The sequence below is a fragment of the Erwinia aeris genome, from assembly GCF_041224955.1.
Taxonomy (GTDB): domain Bacteria; phylum Pseudomonadota; class Gammaproteobacteria; order Enterobacterales; family Enterobacteriaceae; genus Erwinia; species Erwinia aeris.
Genome location: NZ_JBGFFX010000004.1, coordinates 198,649 through 214,310, shown reverse-complemented (window position 1 = coordinate 214,310; position 15,662 = coordinate 198,649). Strand labels below are relative to the sequence as shown.

General features: G+C 61.6%; 10 protein-coding genes. 3 read left to right on the top strand and 7 right to left on the bottom strand.

Going from position 1 to position 15,662, the window contains the following annotated elements:
• Window positions 1-32: 32 nt before the first annotated feature.
• From bcsC to bcsR, 5 genes are read right to left on the bottom strand one after another with little or no spacing between them, the layout of a single operon-like run.
• The gene (bcsC, locus tag AB6T85_RS09475) at window positions 33-3,497 is read right to left on the bottom strand and encodes a cellulose synthase complex outer membrane protein BcsC (protein ID WP_301251497.1); all 3,465 of its coding nucleotides are present in this window, start codon (window positions 3,495-3,497) and stop codon (window positions 33-35) included.
• The gene (gene bcsB, locus AB6T85_RS09470) at window positions 3,497-5,809 is read right to left on the bottom strand and encodes a cellulose biosynthesis cyclic di-GMP-binding regulatory protein BcsB (protein WP_369895392.1); all 2,313 of its coding nucleotides are present in this window, start codon (window positions 5,807-5,809) and stop codon (window positions 3,497-3,499) included. The genes bcsC and bcsB overlap by 1 nt, the downstream gene beginning before the upstream one ends.
• Before the next feature lie 21 nt (window positions 5,810-5,830).
• Window positions 5,831-8,425, bottom strand: coding sequence for a UDP-forming cellulose synthase catalytic subunit (gene bcsA / locus AB6T85_RS09465; protein ID WP_369895391.1), 2,595 nt, complete (start codon window positions 8,423-8,425; stop codon window positions 5,831-5,833).
• Window positions 8,422-9,150 carry a cellulose biosynthesis protein BcsQ gene (bcsQ, locus tag AB6T85_RS09460; RefSeq protein ID WP_253456491.1) on the bottom strand — a complete coding sequence of 243 codons (729 nt, stop codon included), beginning with the start codon at window positions 9,148-9,150 and terminating at the stop codon, window positions 8,422-8,424. The genes bcsA and bcsQ overlap by 4 nt, the downstream gene beginning before the upstream one ends.
• Window positions 9,150-9,344, bottom strand: coding sequence for a cellulose biosynthesis protein BcsR (gene bcsR / locus AB6T85_RS09455; protein ID WP_369895389.1), 195 nt, complete (start codon window positions 9,342-9,344; stop codon window positions 9,150-9,152). Before bcsR ends, bcsQ begins: the two co-directional genes overlap by 1 nt.
• 176 nt (window positions 9,345-9,520) lie before the next feature.
• On the opposite strand from bcsR, the gene bcsE reads away from it, so the two are divergent.
• The 3 genes from bcsE to bcsG are packed head-to-tail and all read left to right on the top strand — an operon-like array spanning window position 9,521 to window position 12,884.
• The gene (gene bcsE, locus AB6T85_RS09450; protein WP_369895388.1) at window positions 9,521-11,053 is read left to right on the top strand and encodes a cellulose biosynthesis protein BcsE; all 1,533 of its coding nucleotides are present in this window, start codon (window positions 9,521-9,523) and stop codon (window positions 11,051-11,053) included.
• Window positions 11,050-11,235: a cellulose biosynthesis protein BcsF gene (gene bcsF, locus AB6T85_RS09445; protein ID WP_253456500.1), complete on the top strand. Its 186-nt coding sequence runs from the start codon at window positions 11,050-11,052 to the stop codon at window positions 11,233-11,235. The genes bcsE and bcsF overlap by 4 nt, the downstream gene beginning before the upstream one ends.
• A complete protein-coding gene (gene bcsG, locus AB6T85_RS09440) occupies window positions 11,232-12,884 on the top strand; it encodes a cellulose biosynthesis protein BcsG (RefSeq protein WP_369895387.1) in 1,653 nt (550 codons plus the stop codon). The genes bcsF and bcsG overlap by 4 nt, the downstream gene beginning before the upstream one ends.
• 32 nt (window positions 12,885-12,916) lie before the next feature.
• Here the strand turns inward: bcsG and AB6T85_RS09435 are convergent, their stop codons facing one another.
• Window positions 12,917-14,419, bottom strand: coding sequence for a T6SS phospholipase effector Tle1-like catalytic domain-containing protein (locus AB6T85_RS09435; protein ID WP_369895385.1), 1,503 nt, complete (start codon window positions 14,417-14,419; stop codon window positions 12,917-12,919).
• Between the two features lie 244 nt (window positions 14,420-14,663).
• The gene (locus AB6T85_RS09430) at window positions 14,664-15,662 is read right to left on the bottom strand and encodes a family 8 glycosyl hydrolase (protein WP_301251504.1); all 999 of its coding nucleotides are present in this window, start codon (window positions 15,660-15,662) and stop codon (window positions 14,664-14,666) included.

The window sequence follows — 15,662 nt, the reverse complement described above, 5'->3', positions numbered from 1 at the left end:
ACAGGAAATCGGCGCTCGGACAACACAGATCGCTATTTAAAGTCCGCATAAGGCGTCAGCGGCTGCGACGGCATATCGAGATCGCCTTCCCAACCCGCCATGGAATAGCGCAGATAAATCATGCCGTGGCTGGGCGTATAGTCCTCCGCCTGCTGAATATCCATTCCCAGGCCCAGCGTCCAGTGCGCGCTTAACCGACGCTCTACCGCCGCCTGCAGCGTATAGCCAAAGCCGCTGCTGCTACTGCTGGTGCCCTGCGGATTATCGCTGGTCAGCGCGCCGAAACTTAACGGATAGCGCGACTGCGCGTGGGTGCGGGAGTGGGACCAGGAAACCGAACCGCCCACGTCGAACGACCAGTTTTCCGTGCGCTGACGGTAATTGAGCGGCACCGACAGCGAGTTATAGGTTTGCGGGCTGTAGTAGCCGCCCTGGCCGAGCGAATAGTCGCTTAAGTCGCGGGTGTAGTGCCATAACATGCCGTTCAGGCCAATAGTTGCCCGTCGGTTGTCTTCGTTGAGCAGCTTATAGTAGTAGCCGACCATCAGCCGTTCACGGGCGTTGTCCTTGACGTTTTCACCGGTGATCTGATGGGCGCTGATATCGGCCCAGACGCCGTGCGCGCCGCCTTTGTCGTAGCTCAGGCCCACCGCGCCGCCGGTGGCGACCACGCCGCCCCAGGTTTTGCCGCTGGCGGTATTGGGATCGCGCGCGCCCGCGTAGGCCAGCAGCGAGCTGGAAATGGGACGGCGGGAGGCGGTGAGCGACACGCCAAGATCGCTCAGGCTGGTGTTCCAGGTGAAGCCGCCAACCCAGTTGGTTACCTCAAAGCCCAGCGGCGTGGTGCCGATATCCGCCGACCATTTGTCGCTGTTGTAGCCGACGCCAACGCTGGTGCCGTTCTGATGCTGGCGGAAATCCCGGTTGCAGGTTGCGTCAGCATTGGCGCAGGTGCCGAAATTTTCATCAATATTGCCGAGGCTGTTGGGCGAGAAGGTGCCCGCTGAAATATCCACGTTATCCAGCCGCAGCCAGCCTTTGCCCTGGCCGAACGGCGTTTCCGCCTGCGCCATAGTAGTGTGCGCGGTGAAATCGGAAACACCGCCGGTGCCTTTATTTCTGGCGTAATCCTCCGCCAGCGTCAGCGTGGTGTCCTGCTGGCGCGCCAGATCGGCCGCTTCGCTGCGGATGCCGCGCTTCAGCCAGTCATCCTGCTCGTTATTGCGCGTCAGCCGCGTATAGTCTTCGGTGCTTTGCGGCGCCGTCGTAGCGATGCCGCTGGCGACCATCGCCTGACGATAATCATACTGCGCGGCGGCAGGATCGTTCTGCGCCGCTTCCAGCCTTGCCGCATCGCGAAACACCAGCGCGCTGCTTTGCGAAGGCATCTCCTGCGCCGCCTTTGGCTTGAGCAGGCCATACAGCGTGGCGGCGCGGGCGGTATCGCCGACGCTTTGCGCCGCGTTCGCCACCCGCCGTCCGGTATTGACGCTGGCTTCCGCTACGGCCGACGGTAAAGCCTGCAACTGCTGTTTGGCGGCGGGCAGATCCCCTAACGCCACCAGCGCTTCGATTTCGCCCAGCCGCGCGTCGTTATTCTGCGGCTCTTTCTCGCCAACGTCGCGATAGCGCGTCAGCGCCTGCTGCGCATCGCCGCGCGCCAGCGCCCAGTCCGCCTCGGTCAGCGCAATGCGGCTGGAAGGCGGCAGCTGGCCCAGCAGGGCAACGGCCTGGCTTTCCTGGCCGTTGGCGCGCAGCTCTTCGGCGCGGGCGATAACCCTGTCCGTTTCCAGCCGATCGTTCAGCGCCTTAATGTTCGCGTCCCATTTTGCGGCGGGCAAAGCCTGAAGCTGCCGCATCGCCTCCTCTGCGCGATCGCTGCCGGAAAGATAGAGCGCGTAAGCATAGGCCTGCGTCGGCACGCCGGGCTGGCGCTGCGCCATTGCCGCCATCTGCCGATCCGCCGCCTGAGGCTGGCCCGCCTGACGCAGCGCGCCCGCCAGCCGATAGTTCAGCCAGATATCATCCGGTGCGCCCTGCTGCGCCTGGCGATACTGTTCCGCCGCCTCTGCCCAGCGCCCGGCCGCCGCCTGTTTATCGCCTTCCGCACTCAGCGTGCTGCTGCGCAGGCTGGCGAGCGTCGCGCCAAGCGAGCGCTTCTGCGCCGCAGGCAGGCCGTTGATAAAGGCCAGCGCCTTTTCCGGCGACTGCTGTTGATAGAGCGTGACCAGCCGCTGCGTCGCCGTGGCGTTGTCCGGATCAAGCTGGCGCGCGCGGCGGAAAAGCGCCTCGGCGGCGTCGGCATTTTTCTGCGCCACCGCCACATCGCCCAGGCCAATCAGCGCGTAGCCGTCGGTGTTGTCCAGAGCTTGCGCCTGCTGATAGCTCCGCGTCGCGCCGCGAACGTCGCCTGCCGCCAGCGCTTTGTCGCCTGCGGCAATCGCCAGCCAGTAGCGGTTGGATTGCAGCAGGCTTTGCCACTTACCGATGTCCGTGCCCTGCGCATCTGCCGCCACGGCGCGCTGAAAATAGCCGTCCGCTTCTTCACGTTTGTTAGCGCGCGACAGCGCCTGACCCATCGCGCCCAGCAGATCGGGATCGTTGGGGCTGGCCTGTAGCGCCGCCCGCAGCGCCGGGATCGCCGCCGTGCTCTCGCCTTTATCGATCAGGGCCAGTCCGCGCAGCCGCTGTTGATAGGCGGGATCCGCCAGCATTTGCTCCTGCCGCGCCAGCTCAAGCTGGCCGTCCGCCTGCGGTTTATCGCTGGTAAAGGTGCGCAGATAGGTTTGCAGCTGCGCCACGGTCTGCGAGGTAACCGGCTGCGACCTGATATCGTTCAGCCACAGCTCGGCGGCCTGCGTCCTTCCCGCCGGTTCGTTGGCGACCTCCTGTAGCTGCTTAATCGCGGCCGCGCGGTTGTCGCCAAGCTGCATCTGCGCAATCGCCATTTTGACATTGACGTTGCCCGGCGCGTCCCGATCCAGCGCCTCCAGCTGCGTTAAGGCCAGCGGCTGCTGCTCGGGCAGGCGAGCCACCAGCCGCCAGTATTCCAGCGCGAGATCGCTGGAAGGAAACACGCCGTGGAACAGCTTGTCCCAGGCCGCTCGCGCCTCGGGAAGATGGCCGGAAGCCGCCAGCAGTCTGGCCTGCTGCAGCTGCTGCCGTCCTTCTTCGGCAACCAGCAACAGGCTCGCTTCGGCCTGGCGAGTGGCTACCGCGTCGGGGGCGATTGTTTTCAGTCGCGTCAGCCTTTCCCGCGCCCGATCCTGCTGGCCCGAGCGCAAATCCTGACGGATCTGCGCCGCCAGCACCTGCGGATTGTCCGGCGCAATCTTTTCCAGCCGATAAAGCGACTGGCTGACCAGATCGAACTTGTTGGTCGCTTCGCCGACGCGCACCTGCTGTAGCAGCCAGTCAACGGGCGAAACTTGCGCCGTCTCGGCCGCCATGCCGCTCAGCGGCAGCAGCAGCGCGGGTGCCAGCCAGTGCGGGTTCATTACAGATCGTCCTCATCGCCTAAGCGACGGCGGCTGATGCTGCGCATTAAACGCCACAGCAGCAGCGCGAACAGGATCACCACCACGGCGGCAAACGCGGCCAGCATAATCGGATGCGTGGCCAGCGCGTTCCAGATGCGCTCCCACCACGGCAGATGGCCGATATACCAGGTGTCGCCCACGCGCAGGCTGTTCACGCCGGATTCCCGGATCACCGAGGCCGAACCGAAAATCGCCGCGCGTTTACCGCTGTCGATCAGCGCGCCGTTCAGCAGCTGCCAGGCGCGAGGACTGTCCGCCAGCAGCGCCACCACGCTTCGCTGGTCGTGGAAAGGCGATTTAAAGCTGACGATCGCCGCCATCGGCCCGCTGGAGCTGATGGTGGTCTGGCTTTCCGCGTACATGTCGTCAGTCGACAGAGGCCGCGTGGAAAAGTCGTTCTGGCGATTAGGCTTGTTGACCCAGCTTTTCGCCGCATCCACCAGCAGGTTGATTTTGCTGTCATCCTTCAACGTCTGCGGGATTTCGCCAATCATCAGCAGATCGTCATCCTGCTCTTGCGCCTTGCTCCAGTCGTCGGTCATTTTCACTTTCAGCGCCGGATAGCCGGTCTGCGCAGAAATATTGCCCAGCGCGTTCAGCAGCGCGCTGACCTTGTCCGCCTCTGGCCGCGCGTTAACCAGCACCAGCGTTTGTGCCAGGTCGGCATTGCGGCTGAAAGGGAAACCCGCGTTGGCGAAGGCGCGCAGCGACGGCATCTGTATATAGTGGCGGTAGCCGGAGAAATCGATAGTGGAGTTATCATCAATCACCACGTGATTGGACACCGGGGTAACGGTGGCGCAGCGGCTCTCTTTCGTGGCGCTGTTATAGGTGCCGCCGTAAAAGAGGCTGGCGTAATCGAAGTCGAAGCGCAGCTGGTTTACCACGCCCAGGCGCAGCGCCGGAATGGTCAACTGGGTGCTGCTGTCGGTCAGACCCTGCACCAGCGGAATGCGCAGCAGCTGTCTGCCGTGGTCGTGCTTGCCCGACAGCGGATAATCCTGCACGAACTGGTTGTTCAGGTTAACCGCCAGCCGGGAGCCGTCTTCCTGCATCGGCGTGGTGTAGCGATAGGTGATATTCATATCGATGCCGCGCGCGCGCACCAGGAAGAGATCCGGCGGCAGTTTCAGCGTCAGCGCAATGGGGTTCGGCTGTAGGCCGTCGCTTTGTAGCTGGTTGGCATACTGTTGCAGCTCGCCAAAGGTGGTCGGCCTGTCGGTGCGCACCCAGTTCGGCGCGTCATACGGCTTGCGGGGCATCAGCTCTTTCACCTCGTCCACCGTTGCGCTTTGCCCGCGCAGCAGCACCTCGCCCTGCGCAATCCCCTGCACCGCCTTCAGCAGATCGTTATCGTCGCGTCCCATCACCAGCAGCATTTTCTCCCAGGGATTTTGCGGCTGATTGACGATGGCGATGGTCGGCTTATCCACCGGCGGCAGCGTTTTTAAAAAGTCCGGCCGCTGGTCGTTGGTGGCAAACACCACCGCGTGCTGCTGCTCCGGCAGCTGGTTATAGAGCACCGGAAACGACTGCCCGCGCCAGTCCGCTTTGGTGCCGAACCAGGAAGCCAGCACGGCGGCGGCTTTTTGCTGCCCCAGGCCCGGCGCGCCGGCAAAGACCATCGGCAGGATCAGCGGACGGTTATCGCGCGAATCAAAAAACGGCTCCGGGAAATGCGAGAGATCGTCCTGCAGCGGCAGCTTTTGCAGCGTCAGCGCCAGCGAGCTTTCCTTGCCGATATCCAGCCAGACGGCGCTGTTAGCGGGGTTTTCGCACATATTGGCGTAGTGGCCGACCAGCTCCAGCCGGACGCGGTTAAAGTCGCTGATAAAACGCGGATCCAGCGGCAGCTGGATCTGGCTGGTTTTGCCTGCCTGATCCTGCGCGATCGGCACCAGTCCGACCATTTCATCGTTCAGATAGACCTTAAGATGCGAAACCACAGGCAGCAGCGCAGGCGAAGGGCGATAGCTGAGCGTCAGCAGCGCTTTGGTCACCAGCTCGTCGCTGCGCACGCCGAATTCAATCTGCCCCTGGGTTCGGGTGCCGGTCAGCGTGAAAACGCCCGGCGGCGGCGCGATCTGGGCAAAAGTGCGCGTCACGTCGCGTACCGGCGCGGCGGGATCGACAGCGACCGGCGCGGCAGGATCGGCCGCGGCAGGCGCGTCCGTAGCGGTCATCGGCAGCGGCGCAGAGTCGGGCGCCGCCCAGGTCAGCGGCATAACGCCCATCAGAACAGCAGTGAACCAGCGTAGTTTTCTCGTCATCGTTTCATCATCAACTTTGCGTCAGTGGATCGTGGGATCGGGTCGCCCTGGGCCCCTCGGGAAAAAGGAAGCCAGCCAGCTGGTCAGACGCGTCAGCCCGGCAAACAGCCCGCGCAGCGGCTGCGGGCCGTACTCCGCCAGGCGCAGATAGCCTTTAAAGCCCAGCACCATAATGTCAGCGAAGCTCTGCATCGGTTTGTCTTCAGGAAAACTGTCCTGCCACAGCGCCCAGGTATCGGCGCGGGCGAAGGTGCACTGGATAAATTCCACGTGCTGTCCGGTAGTCAGCTCATGCAGGCGGATCCCGGCACGGCGGCCAAAGGTACGCTGCACCACACAGGGAAAACTGAATTCCTGCTGGCCTCGCCGCAGCAGCAGCCAGACCTTTTCATGTTCCTTCAGCTGGTTTTCCTCGCGCAGCTCCAGGCCGACGCCGCCGTCGGAGTAGTCGCGCAGCGTGCACGGCAGCATATGGCCATCTTCACGAGCCAGCGCCGCCGGCATGGCGATCTCTACCCTGTGCGCTTCACGCAGCTGGCGCGCCTCGACGGAAACCGCCACCGCGCCGCCCAGGATAATCATGTTGTAAATCACCCAGACCACGCTGACGAGCACCGTCAGGATTTCCGTGGGCGGGCCATAGTTCAGCCGCCAGACGGCAGCTATCAGACCGGCGACGTTAATCAGCACCAGCAGCATATAGGGCCGGGTGATCACCCAGTCGAGATGCTGCTCTTCCACCAGGCCGCCCTTGGCCGTCACGTTGAATTTGCCCTTATGCGGATTGAACAGCGCCACCGTGGTCGGCCGCGCGATATACCAGGCCAGCACCGTTTCGTAGACCTCGCTCCAGAACGAGTGTCGCCAGCGGCCCTGAATACGCGAGTTGGTCAGGCTGGTGTGCAGCATATGCGGCAGCACGAAAATGGCGATAGCCAGCGCGGGGGCAAAAATGATGTAGGCGTGAAAAAGCAGAAAAGCCAGCGGCGCGAGCAGGAAGATCAGCCGGGGAATGCCGGAAAGGAAGTGCAGCATGGCGTTGGCGTAGCAGAGCCGCTGCACCAGCTTCAGCCCTTTGCCCGTCAGCGGATTATCCAGCCGGAAAATCTGCACCATGCCGCGCGCCCAGCGGATGCGCTGCCCGATATGGGCAGACAGGCTTTCTGTCGCCAGCCCGGCCGCCTGCGGAATACGAATATAGGCGGAGGTGTAGCCTTTGCGGTGCAGGCGCAGCGAGGTATGCGCATCCTCGGTCACGGTATCCACCGCGATACCGCCGATTTCATCCAGCGCGGTACGTCGGATCACCGCGCAGGAACCGCAGAAAAACGCAGCGTCCCACACGTCGTTGCCGTCCTGCACCAGCCCGTAGAACAGCGTGCCTTCGTTCGGCGTCCGGCGGAAGCGGCCCAGATTGCGTTCAAAAGGATCGGGCGAGAAAAAGTGGTGCGGTGTTTGCAGCATCGCCAGTTTGGGGTCTTTCACAAACCAGCCCAGCGTCATTTGCAGGAACGAGCGCGTTGGCACGTGGTCGCAATCAAAAATCGACACGAACTCGCTGCGGCAATGGGTACGCAGTGCGTGGTTGATATTGCCCGCTTTGGCATGTTCATGCGTTGGACGCGCCACGTAGTGCACGCCGATTTTCTCCGCAAAGGCGCGGAACTCCTCTCGATTGCCGTCATCCAGCACGTAAATATTGAGCTTGTCTTTAGGCCAGTCGATACCCAGCGCGGCGTACAGCGTGGGCTTCACCACGCTCAGCGGCTCGTTATAGGTCGGCACCAGCAGATCCACCGTCGGCCAGCTGCTGATATCTTCCGGCATGGACACCGGCGGACGATTAAGCGGCCACAGGGTCTGAAAATAGCCGAGGATCAGCACCACCCAGGCATAGGTTTCCGCCGCGATCAGCAGCACGCCGAAAGTCAGGCTCAGCGGATCGTCCCAGTTCAGCGTCGAGGTGTAGCGCCACCACAGATAGCGGCAGGAAATCGTCAGCGACAGCACGATCAGCATCATGGTCGACAGGCGGCCAGGGATGCGCCGTACCACCATCGCCACGCCCCACAGCAGCGCGACAAAGATAAACTGCGTAAAGAGATCGAACGGCTGCGAGATGCAAAGCAGCGCCAGCGCCGTAGCGATCGCAATCGCCACGCCGAACAGCGCTTTACGCAGCGTTGGCGGCACGCGACGCAGCTGGCGTTCAACCCGCTTTTCCATGTCGCGCGCGGCCGCTTTTTCCAGCAGCTTGTCCAGCCAGTTATAGAAGCGCTGGCGCGGCGTTCTCAGGGTATAGCGGCCTGCACGCTCGCTGAGCGAGACGCCGTTAAAAGGAACCACCAGCAGCAGCCACAGCGTTTGCAGCAGATAGCGTAAAATATCCGCAGGATGCGGCCTTTCCGGCGAAATATGCGGATAAAGGCGGCGACGCTGCGCCTGAACCCGCTGCCAGGCTGGCGTTTCAAAACGGAGGAAGGCCCAGCCGAGCGTGACCCAGAAGCACTGGAGCGCGGCGGTTGCCGCCGACGCGCCGTATTGGCGATAGCCCGCATAGCATTCGTGCAGCGCCGCCGTTGCGGCGGGCATCAATAGCCAGTGCAGCGACCTCATGCGCGCGCCTGCAGATTAATCAGCGCCCAGCTGGCGAAGGTCATCATGCCTTCCGCTGCCAGGCTGTGTGGCCGGTATTCGCCCAGCGGCTGCTTGCTCATCAGCGCTTCCGCCACCGCTTCATCACGATGCAGGGTTAAAGGAATAAAGTTGTTCAGGCTGTTGACCCAAAGCTGATGCAGATCCTGCTGCGCCTTGCTGACCGGGGAAAACTGATTGAGCAGAAACAGCGTGTTGGTGGGGAAAGTTTGCTGAAACAAACGAATATGACAGTTAGCGTCCGGCGTCACCACGCTAAGGATATGGTCGGCCAGCGCCACCATGGCTCGCGTCCAGGGCGTATCGCCAGAGGGCACGTCGAGCAGGATCCAGGGGTAGAGCTTTCTTAACGCGTCGATTTGCGTCAGCCAGGCGTGGGCGTATTTTTCCGGATGGCGAATAAAATCCATCCGTTCATCGTCGTTAAGCCGCCCCGCAGGCACAAAATCCAGCCCCGGCGCGTAGCGCAGCGCGCTCTGCTGCCACGGCTGCCCGTCCATGGCCGCCCGCAGCCAGCCGCGCGACTGCCCCACCGGCATATTAAAGTGCATCCGCAGCAGATTATCGGCCGATAAATCGACGGTAATGACCTGTTCGCCCAGCTGATTGAGCGCCCAGGCAAAAGCAGCGGTCAACGAGGTCGCCCCGGCGCCGCCTCTGACGCTCTGTAGCGCAATCACCGCCATTACTGCTCTCCGGACGACGTAGGATCGGCCAGCTCGGCCAGCAGCGGCCAGCGGTCCAGGATCCCGGCCAGCCTTTCCTGGCGATCGATATCGATATAGCGCCAGTTCTGTAGCGAAAAAGCGCGTTCCAGTTGCGCAATATCGTCCTGGGTTCCACGCGCCAGCGGCCGCGTTTTGTCAGACTGTTGACTCATAGAGATAGCCCCAGAAGGCAGCAAAAAATTCCCCCCGAGCAAGAAAATTCTTAGGTCGGGTGCAGGTCGGTTTGCTATAAGTTGTAATGTATATTAGCCAGAATACAATGATGCTACTTCATTTTTTAACTGGACTACACTCTAGCCGTAGAACAAGCCGGGTTGCGAAATATCTTATGACACCTCCATTTACGTTAGGATTTGAACAGGTCAGAGATGAGTTGATGCTGATGCAGCCGTCGGGATGTTACTGGCTGACGGCCAACCGTCAGGAAGACGCCCGTTGTCTGGCCCGTCAGTGTATCGCCGCGCAGCATACCGTTACGCTGATAGCGTCAGGCCTGGCACCGGATACGCTGCTTTCGCCCGCGCCCGTCGGCGGGCCTGCGGCCATCCCGCTTTTCTCTCTGCCGGAGACCCGTCGGGCGCTGCACGCTTTTACCGACGATCTGGCTCGCGTGTTGTCAGAAAAACCTCGTCTGGTCCTGTTTTTTGCCCCCGCTTCCCTGTGGGAAAAGTTAAGTCAGGACGAGCTGCGGCTGTGGACAAAAAAGATACAACACTTTCTTAATGCTAAACCCATCACGCTGCTAATCATTAGCTTTGGTTCAGTAATCAACGCGCTGCGCACCCGGCTGCAAAGTCTTTATCGTCATGTCGATGGCCTGGCGCAGCTGGACTGGCAGCAGGACTGCTGGGATTACCGCATCAACTGGTGGGCTAACAGCGGCGGAATGCTGGCCGATCGCGCATTACGTCTGGATCTGAATATGGACCACTTCAGGCTGTTGGAGGCAGAGCAAAGCACGCCGCTGACGCTGAACGACGAAGCGCTCTATCTGGCGGAGAAAACAGTACTGGAAGGCGCGCCGCCGCTGTCGAGCCAGTGGACGCTGTTTGACAGCAATGCGGAACTGCACAACCGCGCGCAGCAGGCCAGCGCGGCAACGGTGATTTTCAGCCTACAGCACAACGACCAGATCCCGGCGCTGGCGGAACAGATCCATAGCCTGCGCCGCACGCGCGGCAGCGGGTTGAAAATCGTGGTGCGGGAAATGCGGGCGTCGCTGCGCTACAGCGACGAGCGGCTGCTGCTGGCCTGCGGCGTCAACAGCATCGTGCCGATCAACGCCACCATGTCGCGCTTTCTGACCATGCTGGAAGGCATTCAGGGACAATCCTATAACCGCCACGTGCCGGGCGATCTCAGCGCGCTGATGAAGTCGATGCAGCCTTTGCAGGCGCGTGGCTATCTGCCGCTGGCGGACTTTTGCCAGTCGGTGACGCTGCTGGTGAACAATACGCTGCTGCCGGAAAACGGCAAAGGGCTGCTGGTGGCGCTGCGTCCCGTGCCGGAGCTGAAGCCGGAGCAGGCGCTGACGCTGTGTAAGCCGCGTCGCTACGGCGATCTGGTTACCCTGCTGGACGACCGGCTCTATCTGTTTCTCTCCTCCTGCCGCTTCAGCGATTTGAATACCGCACTGAAATTTATTTTTCATCTGCCGCACGACGAGATTTTTACCAACCGGCTGGTCTGGCATGAAGACTTGCAGATCCTGTCGGAAGTCCGCCAGCTGACCAGCAAGGTGCCGACCGCCTGGCGGGATGCGCCCGCGCCTGTCGCCGCGCCGTCCGCGTCGGCCGTGACCGCTCCGCAGGCGCGCCGTCAGCCGCACAATATCACCCTTGGCCAGGACACCACGACATGACATTAATGGATGGAGTGCAAATCCTGATCCTGGCGGTGCTGCTGCTGCTGTTACTGAAACCCTTTTACGCCCGCTGGCTGCCCAGGCAGTGGCGGGGACTGGTGCTGCGGGTCACGCCGCCTCGCGCGCTGAAGTACGAAGGCCTCTGGCGGCGTAACTCTTCAAAATCGGATAAGACATGAGTCAACCAAAGACCCGAAAGCCGACGCTCCTGCTGCACTGGCGCGGTCTCGGCGGCTGGAATTTCTATTTCCTGATCAAATTCGCGCTGCTGTGGTTTGGTTATCTGAATTTCCACGCCCTGACCAACCTGGTATTTCTGGCATGGCTGCTGCTGCCGCTGCCCAACGAGCGGCTGCACCGCTGGCGCAACTGGATCTCCGTTCCCATCGGCCTGGGCCTGTTCTGGCACGATACCTGGCTGCCCGGCCCGCAAAGTATTCTCAGCGAAGGCAGCCAGCTGGCCGGTTTCTCCGGCGCCTATCTGCTGGATCTGGTTAACCGTTTCGTTAACTGGCAGATGATTGGCGCCGGGTTCGTGATGCTGGTGATCTATCTGTTTGTCTCCCAGTGGGTGCGCGTGTCGGTGCTGGTGTCGCTGATGCTGCTGTGGATCAACGTGGTCAATATGGCCGGGCCTTCCTTCGCGCTGTTGCCGACCAAAGAGGCGACGCCGCCGGTGGCGCTGAATACCGCGGCGCAGCCGAACAAAGCCGCGGCCAACGCCAACGCGATGGATCAGTCGGCGCCGCCGACCAGCGCCAACCTGACCGCCTATCTGAATAAGTTTTACGCCAGCGAAAAACAGCGCGTAACGACTTTTCCCGACACGTTGCCTGCCGATTCAGCGCCGTTCGATATTCTGATCGTCAACATCTGCTCGCTCTCGTGGTCCGATGCGGAAGTGGCTCAGCTACGCGATCATCCGCTGTGGAAGCATTTCGATATCGTGCTGAACAACTATAACTCCGCCACCGGCTACAGCGGCCCGGCGGGGATCCGTCTGCTGCGCGCCAGCTGCGGCCAAACCTCGCACAGCGATCTTTATAAGCCGACCGATCGCCGCTGCTATCTGTTCGATAACCTGGCAAAGCTGGGCTTTAAAGAGCAGCTGATGATGGATCATACCGGCGTGTTCGGTAACTATTTGCAGGAGCTGCGCAACGATGGCGACCTGCAGGCGCCGCTGATGTCGCAGGCCGGTATCAGCGCGTCCTGGACCTCGTTCGACAGCACGCCGGTCTTTAACGACGGCGAACTGATGCAGCGTTGGCTGGATGAGCGGCAGAAGAGCGCGGACGCCCGTACCGCCACCTTCTATAACCTGATCCCGCTGCACGACGGCACCCGCGAGCTGGGCAGCACCAAAACCGCCGCCTGGCAGCCGCGCGCTAAGCTGCTGTTCGATCAGCTTGATACCTTCCTGACCAATCTGGATAAATCGGGGCGTCGGGTGATGGTGATGATCGTGCCGGAGCACGGCGCGGCGCTGGAGGGCGATAAAATGCAGATGTCCGGCCTGCGCGATATCCCCAGCCCGCACATCACGCACGTGCCCGTCGGCATTAAGTTTGCCGGGATGAAAGCGCCGCACCAGGCGCAGCCGATGACCGTGGAGGCGCCCACCAGCCTGCTGGCGCTCTCCGATCTGGTTTCCCGCGTGGTGGACGGCCAGGTGTTCAACGCCGCCAACGTCAATATGTCGGTGCTGACCGAAAACCTGCCGCAAACGCAGGTGGTGTCGGAAAACGACAACGCGGTGGTGATGATGTATCAGGGCAAGCCGTGGATCCGGCTGAACGGCGGCGACTGGGTGGCCTATCCGCAATAGCGGAAGGGGCATCGGCAGATGCCCCTTTTTGCTCAGGTCATTTTTTTGCCGTTAAGATCGTACACCGTGCGCCGCCAGCGGTTATCGGGACGATTAACGAAAGCCCCCTGCTCAACCGGCCTGACGGCATGAATAATGTTGCCGTCAGCATCGGTTTGCACCTCGTTCCAGTTGGCCGAACAGTGCAGATAGTCTGCCGCCAGTAAAGCGATTTCCTCCTCGCTGAAGCCGACCGCTTCCCGCCCGTGGCGAGCGGCATGGCTCAGCGCCAGCGCTTTGTCACACAGCGGCAGCAGCTTATCCGGTAGCGCCAGCGCCTGGTCGGCTTCATCAATAGCGGTAAATACCACGCCCGCCGCCCGGGCCGCCTCCATCATCACCCTCAGCGCCACTTTCGCCCAGTCGTTGCGCACGGTGCGCCGCAGTACCGCCGCCGCGCCGCTGCGTTTTTGCAGCATTCCGTAGCGATCGGCGGGCATCCTGTCGTCAAACCAGCTGCGTATTTCTACCTCGCCGTTATCAACGTAAGGCGCAATCGCCGGATAGCCGCGCAGGGCCTCCAGCGCTTTGCTGGCGGCGCGGTAGACCCTGGTCTCTTCGTCCGGGGTAGAGAGCGGCACGGTTTCAAACTGCGGGCGGGTCAGAAAACAGCTTTCCTGTTCGACAGCGTGATAGCCGCCGCCGATATCCGAATGGGCGCCCGGCAGCGCCACCTCAGGCCAGGCAGGCCGCACGCTGTTCAGCGCGAAGTTAAAGCGGCATTCGTGCTGCGCGGTAAGATGAAAGACTTTCTCCGCCACGCCGGGCCGCAGCGCCAGATTGACGTCGCCGCTGTCCGCGCTGTTAGGGTTCAGACCGTTCGCCAGCGTCGCCACGGCGGCTACCGTATCAAAGAGGCCCAGAAAACGGGTTTTCCCGGCTGGCGAACCGCGATATTCCACGCCCTCCAGCCCTCTTTCGATCGCTTCAATAAGGGCGCTGTCGCCATTAAACACGCGGTTGGCAAAATGGCGCGCGGCGGCGGCGCCCCGGCTGAAGCCGAAAAGATCGAATTGCAGCTCGTTGATAACCAGGTTCGGCTGGCGGATAGCGTAATCGCGCAGCGCCTCAACCAGCGCGGCAACGGCGTTGTTGGTTTTCGCCACGATGCCCCGGCTGCCCGTGCCGAACGCCATATTCAGCGCCCTGTCCGCCGCGCCCGCTTCCGTGCCGATGCCGTCGATATAAAGACGCTGCTGGATCTGCCCGCCAGCAAGATCGGTAGCGTACAGCGAATGCAGCCGATGGATGTTGGTGTAGTGACCAATATGGCTGCCGAGGGCGCTATCGCGAAAGCCCAGCGTCTGCTTTGCGGCCTGCCGCCAGGCCGCCAGCGCTTCGCTGTCCTCCGGCGCAGGGCCGCCCGTCTCCAGACTGCTGCGGGCGTTCAGCGCGTTATTGCCCGTGCCGTCAAAAAAGATGCCGAGGGTAAGAGTGACGACGGCTTGCTGCTGTGCGCTCTGGTCGTCCGCAGAGGCGCGCAGTAGCAGGCTCATCTGGGTATCCGGTCAGTTTCAGGGGCGGCCAGTAAGCCGCTATAGCCGGATCAATACAAGGGATTTACCGTCGCCAATTTTGCCGGGCACGCGGTAAAAATTAGTAGGGTATTCAAATTGTTAATTATTTCAGGCGGGGAAGGAGGTGGTCTTGTATCGCCGAAGAGAACGCGCACGACGGCAGACGGGAAACCTTCCGCAACAGACGGGCCGTTGCGGAAGGTCAATCGTCACGGAAAGGATATTACTGGCTCTTATAAGCCAGCCAGGCCAGCAGCTGCAGGCTGGCAGAGTAATAATCCTGATCCTCCGTCAGCTGGTCGCTGAGGTAGCCGGTCTGATTCAGGGTTAAATCACGCACCGCCAGCAGGCCGCCAGCCATATTGTAAGGCGCCTTATTACCGTTGCTGACGTCGATCCACGCGGGCGTTTTATCACGCGCGAAGCCCGTCCAGAAATGCTGGAAAGGCACCAGCTGCAGGCTCTGCGCATCGTACCAGTAGAGATAAAGCGGCACGCGGATAGCATCGTAAGAGAAGCGCGGCGGCCAGCCAATGCCGGGCGCGACGCTGCCGTCAGCGTTCAGCGCTACCCAGTCGGTTGGCAGCGCGGCGTCGCCGAAACGCATTTTCGGCAGCAGATCCATCCCGCTGTCGATCAGGTTCGTCCACACCTTAAGATGGCTGCGCGCGGCAAAATCCCGCCAGGCCGGGAACAGGAAATAAGAAGGATTCAGCACCACGTAGCTGGTTTTATTAAACCCCCGATCGCCCGGCAGCATCACGGTGTGGCCCGCGTAGGTAATCACTTCTTTGGCGACAATGGCGCGCTGAATAGCATCGGACGCCTGCAGCCAGGCGTTGTTCTGCCATTTCTGGCCCGCTTGCAGCAACGCCCAGGCGATCAGCACATCGCCGTCGGAGGCGCTGTTCTTATCCGCTACGGGATCGGTCGCGTCAGGCACGTATTTCCAGTAGAACAGCCCATTTTGCGGGTTTTTCAGGTGCTTTTGCGTCCAGTTCCACAGGTTAGCGAAGCTTTCGCGATCGTTATTGGCGACCGCCAGCAGCATGCCGTAGCCCTGGCCTTCGGTGTGGCTGATATTTTTGTTGCCGGTATCCTGAATACGGCCTTCACTGGTTAAAAAGCGGCTTTTAAAGGTGCTCCAGCCGTCGGCGGCGCTGGCCTGCATACAGCCCAGCACCATTACAATCATCAATACGCTCGCCCTGAGCAGAGTCAT